7 protein-coding genes and 1 pseudogene are annotated in these 5,427 nt (G+C 68.4%); 7 read left to right on the top strand and 1 reads right to left on the bottom strand.

All coding sequences use genetic code 11. From position 1 onward, the window contains the following. Nucleotides 1–183: pseudogene (locus tag VML93_RS22440) on the top strand (D-alanine--D-alanine ligase A); the annotation flags it as partial. On the opposite strand, the gene VML93_RS22445 reads toward VML93_RS22440, so the two are convergent. Then, a complete protein-coding gene (locus tag VML93_RS22445) occupies nt 180–728 on the bottom strand; it encodes a DUF3515 domain-containing protein (protein WP_325614444.1) in 549 nt (182 codons plus the stop codon). The pseudogene VML93_RS22440 and the gene VML93_RS22445 overlap by 4 nt on opposite strands. Nucleotides 729–808: 80 nt before the next feature. Between VML93_RS22445 and VML93_RS22450 the strand changes: the two genes are divergently transcribed. From VML93_RS22450 to VML93_RS22475, 6 genes are all read left to right on the top strand, one after another. Continuing rightward, nucleotides 809–1,771, top strand: a complete 963-nt coding sequence (locus VML93_RS22450) for a thiamine-phosphate kinase (protein WP_325614446.1) — start codon at nt 809–811, stop codon at nt 1,769–1,771. A gap of 64 nt (nt 1,772–1,835) precedes the next feature. Continuing rightward, entirely contained in the window at nt 1,836–2,126 is a 291-nt protein-coding gene (locus VML93_RS22455; RefSeq protein ID WP_325614448.1) for a DUF1330 domain-containing protein, read from the top strand. Continuing rightward, nucleotides 2,123–2,806, top strand: coding sequence for a uracil-DNA glycosylase (locus tag VML93_RS22460; protein WP_325614450.1), 684 nt, complete (start codon nt 2,123–2,125; stop codon nt 2,804–2,806). Before VML93_RS22455 ends, VML93_RS22460 begins: the two co-directional genes overlap by 4 nt. Before the next feature lie 115 nt (nt 2,807–2,921). Then, the gene (locus VML93_RS22465) at nt 2,922–3,572 is read left to right on the top strand and encodes a nitroreductase (protein ID WP_325614452.1); all 651 of its coding nucleotides are present in this window, start codon (nt 2,922–2,924) and stop codon (nt 3,570–3,572) included. 504 nt (nt 3,573–4,076) lie between these two features. After that, on the top strand, nt 4,077–4,814 hold the full coding sequence (locus VML93_RS22470) for a hypothetical protein (protein ID WP_325614454.1): 738 nt from the start codon (nt 4,077–4,079) through the stop codon (nt 4,812–4,814). Next, entirely contained in the window at nt 4,811–5,290 is a 480-nt protein-coding gene (locus VML93_RS22475) for a hypothetical protein (protein ID WP_325614455.1), read from the top strand. The genes VML93_RS22470 and VML93_RS22475 overlap by 4 nt, the downstream gene beginning before the upstream one ends. Nucleotides 5,291–5,427 lie beyond the last annotated feature (137 nt).

Below are 5,427 nucleotides of genomic sequence, written 5' to 3' on the forward strand. Positions count from 1 at the left end.
CTGGCCCGGGTTGATTTCTTCCTCACCGACGACGGCCCGGTGATCAACGAGATCAACACCATGCCCGGCTTCACCACGATCTCGATGTACCCGCGGATGTGGGCGGCCAGCGGCGTCGACTACCCGACGCTGTTGGCCACCATGGTGGAGACTGCGCTGTCCCGGGGGATTGGCCTGCGCTAACGAGCGCCAGCCGGGTCGATGGGCACCGCGGTGATGGTGCGATCGATGACTTCGGAGAGTTCCTGGATCGGCGTCGGCCCCGATCCTGACGGCAACGTCAACGCCACATACACCGGTCGGTCGACCGTGTACCAGGTGGACCGGTCTTCCTGCTGTGGTTTCACCTGAAACCACTGCACCCGGTCGACCATCTGGATCGGGGAGCCCACCACGAACTCGGCCGGGCGGTCGAGCCCGCAGCGCAGCACCACCGGCTCGCCGTCCGGGCTGGCCCGCCAGGCGGTAGCGCCTTCGGGTGCGGGTTGCGCGACGGACGCGCGCTGGTAGTCGCCGAGTCGCTGCGGCAGGGCCGCCGTCAGCGCCTTGCATGCGGGGGAGCCGGCCGCCGGTGCCGCGACGGCGGGCAGGGCAACCGGTTGCCGTGGTGCCTGCCGGGTCGACGCGATGACCAGGATGACGCCGACCACAGTCACCGCCAACAGCACGGCGGCAATGATCAGGGCACGTGGCGGACCGTCGGGGCCGTCATGTGGGTCGCGCGTCACCTGCGTGGCTACCTCGGACTCTCATACACTGGCGCGGTCGGCCCGGGCGGGCAGGGACCCAACTTACCCGAGGAGGTGGCGTGCGCGAGGACGCATCGGGAGAGTCGCCGACGTTGCAGCAGCTCGGTGAGTTCGCGGTGATCCAGCGGGTGACGCGGGACCGCCTACAGCCCGCCGCGGTCGTGCTCGGCCCCGGCGACGACGCGGCGGTGGTGTCCGCCGGCGATCGCCGCACCGTGGTGTCGACCGATATGTTGGTACAGGACAGGCACTTTCGGCTCGACTGGTCGACACCCCACGACGTCGGCCGCAAGGCGATCGCGCAGAACGCTGCGGACATCGAGGCGATGGGCGGGCGGGCCACCGCGTTCGTGGTGGGTTTCGGGGCGCCGGCGGATACGCCGGCAGCGCAGGTGGATGCGCTGGCCGACGGGATGTGGGACGAGGCGGAGTGGATCGGTGCGGGCATCGTGGGCGGTGATCTGGTCAGCTGCCCGCAATGGGTGCTCTCGGTGACGGTGCTGGGCGACCTCGACGACCGCGCACCGGTGCTGCGCTCCGGGGCGAAGTCCGGCTCGACGGTTGCCGTCGCCGGCGAGCTGGGCCGCTCGGCTGCCGGATATGCCCTGTGGGACAAGGGGATTGACGGGTTTGACGATTTGCGCAGTAGCCATCTGGTGCCGCAGCCGCCCTACGGTCAGGGTGCGGCGGCCGCGGCGGCGGGTGCCCAGGCGATGATCGACGTGTCCGACGGCCTGATCGCCGACCTGCGGCACGTCGCCGAGGCTTCCGGGGTGGGCATCGACCTGTCCACCGCGGCGTTGGCCCCGGACCGCGACGCGTTGGCGGAGGCCGCGGCCGCGGTGGGCGCCGACCCGTGGCCGTGGGTGCTGGGCGGCGGCGAAGACCACGCCCTGGTGGCCTGTTTCGCCGGCCCGGCGCCGGCCGGATGGCGCGTCATCGGGCGGGTGCTGGACGGCCCGGCCCGGGTGCTGGTCGACGGCGAGGAGTGGGCCGGCTACGCGGGCTGGGAATCGTTCTAGCGCTCGGCACCAATTGGCGCGCCTGCCGCGGCGCGGCGGACAGCCCGGACGTTAGGGTGACGCGGTGAGCGTTTACGCGATCGCCCAGCTGAGATTCACCGACCGGCCCGCCTACGACCGGTACCAGGCGAGGTTCATGGAGGTCTTCCGTCAGCACCCGGGAACGCTGCTGGCCGCCGACGAGTCGCCCCAGGTGATAGAGGGCCAGTGGGACCGCGAGAAGGTGGTGCTGATGTCCTTCCCCGACGAGGCCGCCTTCCGCGGTTGGGCGCAATCGCCCGAATACCAGGACATCTCGAAGGACCGCCAGGCCGGCGCGGACACGGTGGTGCTGCTGGTAAAAGGCGTGCAGTGACCGCGCGACCGTTGAGCGAACTCGTCGAACCCGGCTGGGCGGCCGCGCTGGAGCCGGCCGCCGAACAGGTCGCTCAAATGGGACAGTTCCTGCGCGCTGAGATCGCGGCCGGGCGCAGGTATCTGCCCGCGGGCTCGAACGTGTTGCGCGCCTTCACCTTCCCGTTCGACCGAGTGCGGGTCCTGATCGTCGGGCAGGATCCCTACCCGACACCCGGACATGCTGTGGGCCTGAGCTTCTCGGTCGCCCCAGAGGTGCGGCCGCTGCCCCGCAGCCTGGCCAACATCTTCGACGAGTACAGCGCCGACCTGGGCCATCCCCAACCTTCGTGCGGTGATCTGACGCCCTGGGCGGAGCGCGGAGTAATGCTGCTCAACAGGGTGCTCACCGTGCGCCCCAGCAATCCGGCGTCGCATCGCGGCAAGGGTTGGGAAGCGGTCACCGAGTGCGCAATTCGAGCGCTGGCGGCGCGCCCACAGCCGATGGTGGCGATTCTTTGGGGGCGTGACGCCTCGACGCTCAAACCGATGCTGGCCGACGGCACATGCGCCGCCATCGAGTCGCCGCACCCCTCGCCGCTGTCGGCGTCGCGCGGGTTCTTCGGCTCGCGTCCGTTCAGCCGTACCAACGAGATACTCGCGGGGATGGGCGCCGACCCCATCGATTGGCGGTTGCCGTGAGTGGCGAGCAGGCGAAAGCACCCGACGCCGCGCGTGCGGGTGCTTTTTGCTGGGGGCACCTCCCGCTTGCGGGGGACTGCTCGCGCTGAGTAGCCGCGGCTGAAAGCATCGAGGCATGTACGACTTGGACGAAACCATCCGGCAGCGGCACTCGACGCGAATGTTCCTGGCCGACCCGGTACCACGGCGCCTCGTCGAGGAATCGCTGGAGCTGGCCGTGCGCGCGCCGTCGAACTCCAACGTGCAGCCGTGGCATATGGTGTTCACCTCAGGAGCGGCAAGGGATCGGTTGGTGGCGGCGATGCTGGAAAAGGCGCGCTCCGAACCGCCCAAAGTGCCGCAATTGCCGCCCGAGTTCGCCCATCTGCGCTATGAGCTGGGTGCGCAGGTGTACGGCTCGATGGGCGTCGCCCGCGATGACGCCGAAGGGCGGCGCATCGCGGTGCTACGCAATTGGGAATTCTTCCGCGCGCCGCTGGGCGCGGTGGTGTCGATGCACCAGGACTTCGGCCTTGTCGACAGCCTGGGCGTCGGAATGTTCCTGCAGACACTGATTCTGGCGCTGACCGCCCGCGGGCTGGGCACCTGTGTTCAGGTCGCGATCGGCGGCTATCCCGACATCGTCCGGGCCCAGCTGGACATCCCGCCCGAGATGACGATCCTGTGCGGGCTCGCGATCGGCTACCCCGACCCCGATTTCCCGGCCAACAACCTGCGCACCGGACGCGACAGCATGGACAAGCACGTGGTGTTCCTGGACGACTAGGCCAGGACACTAGTGGCCGCTGTCGAATTCATCACTGATTAGAGCTTCCGGGACACGTGAACTTTAACTGGAACGGTGCCAGTCTCTTGTCGTACCCGCTACAACTTCGGCTACCCCCACGCATTGTGGGTTTGCAATGACGGCGTCGAAATCGTGCGCGATGCCCGGGGAAGACGTTAGGGCATTGCGCTCAATGACCGAGCGGAATCGCTACGTGTGCAACACGATTAGGTTGCTGATCGCGCACACTGCCGGCCTCTCCATCCCGCATTCATGCTTCAGATTTCAGCCACAGCCAGTCGCGCTGTTCGATGCGGCCGGGGCCGTGTCCACTAGACGGCTCAAGCCCGACACCACGATCTTGCGCATGAGTAGACGGCTACTCGAATGCCGTACTGACTGACACGGCAACGAACGACCAGTGCGTTGTCCGCCGCTGCGAGCAAGGCCCGATATCCTTGAACCCGGCCAGATCCAGCCCGTCACCCGGCCAGGGAGAGCACCGTGTACCGGATCTTTGACGCCGTCCGGATCGGCCAGATCACCGGTGCGACCGGCCAGACGTGGAAACACCTCACCGACCCCGTCGGCCATCCGCTGCTCACCGACACCGGCCGCTTCTGGAACGCCATCGGAATCGACTTGGGCGCCAACGCCGATCACTCCGACGGGCGCCTCTACTTGTTCACCGGCGACGTCGCCACCGACCAGTCCGGCAAGCCGCCCGACAACTCCGACATGGTGGCCTGGACCGCCGAACCCGAGCTCTTGCGCAACGGCGGCCACCTCCTGACCGACAGCTGGGACTTCCAGCTGCCACGAAGCGGCCCGAACGTGCGCGGTCAGCCCGGATGGCAGTTCTGCATGCGCTGCTGCGCCCTGTTCTACACCCTGGGCGCACCGGCAGCGTGTTCGCTGGGCGGAACCCACGACACTTACGGTCTGAGCTGGGACCTGTCGGTGCCCGTCGAACCGGCGACCGAAGGACAGAACCAGTGGCGGTTCTGCACCAAATGTCACCAGCTGTTCTACAAGGCGGCCCCATCGACGGCTGCGCGGGCGGCGGCGACCACGACGACCACGGCAGCTGGGCGTTCGTCCTGCCCGTGCGGCCGGGATCCCAAGGCGGGCAGTCGGATTGGCGCTACTGCGCCAACTGCCACACCCTGTTCTTCAACGGATGGCCGACCAAGGGCATCTGCAACGCCGCGCCAGGAGGCGGCATCCACCTCAACGCGGTGACCGACCAGGACATCCCCAACGCCCGCTACGACCCCTTCCACGCCGCGCCTCCGACGGGTTACCTCGGTTCCAACGAGACCCCCGGCGCCGCGTTCAGCTTCGACGGCCGCATGTACGTCTTCGGCGGCGTCGCCCCGCCCGGGCCGATCACGCCCCACCGGGACGGCGACCCGCAACCGGGCAACTACTGGTTCAACAAAACCGACCCGTCCACAAGCGGGCCCTGGGACATCGAGTTCCTGCTCGCCCCCAAGCTGGGCTGGTGCGTCGACGTCGGCCGACTCGAACCGCACGCCCCCTCGGCCTGCACTTCCTCGCGGTACGCAATATCGGCGTACAACCTCACCGCCGCAACGGATTCCGCATGTGCGGCAAGTGCGAGGCACTGTTCGACGCCGGCGGCCCAGCCAACGGGGTGTGCGCCTACGACGGCCTGCCCCACCAACCCGACGACGCCCTCGGCGACTTCTCCCTGAGATCAACCCAGCCGAGGATGCCCATGACCAGACCAACTGGAAGATATGCCAGCACTGCGCATTGCTGTTCTGGTCCGTGGATGCCCGGCAAGGCCGCTGCCCGTTCGGGGGCCAACACGTCTGGGACGGGTCCGACG

The organism is Mycobacterium sp., assembly GCF_035499775.1.
Taxonomy (GTDB): domain Bacteria; phylum Actinomycetota; class Actinomycetes; order Mycobacteriales; family Mycobacteriaceae; genus Mycobacterium.

Coding starts and splice junctions, on each gene's coding strand:
- VML93_RS22465 (WP_325614452.1), top strand. CDS start 2,922: ATGTACGACTTGGACGAAACCATCCGGCAGCGGCACTCGACGCGAATG.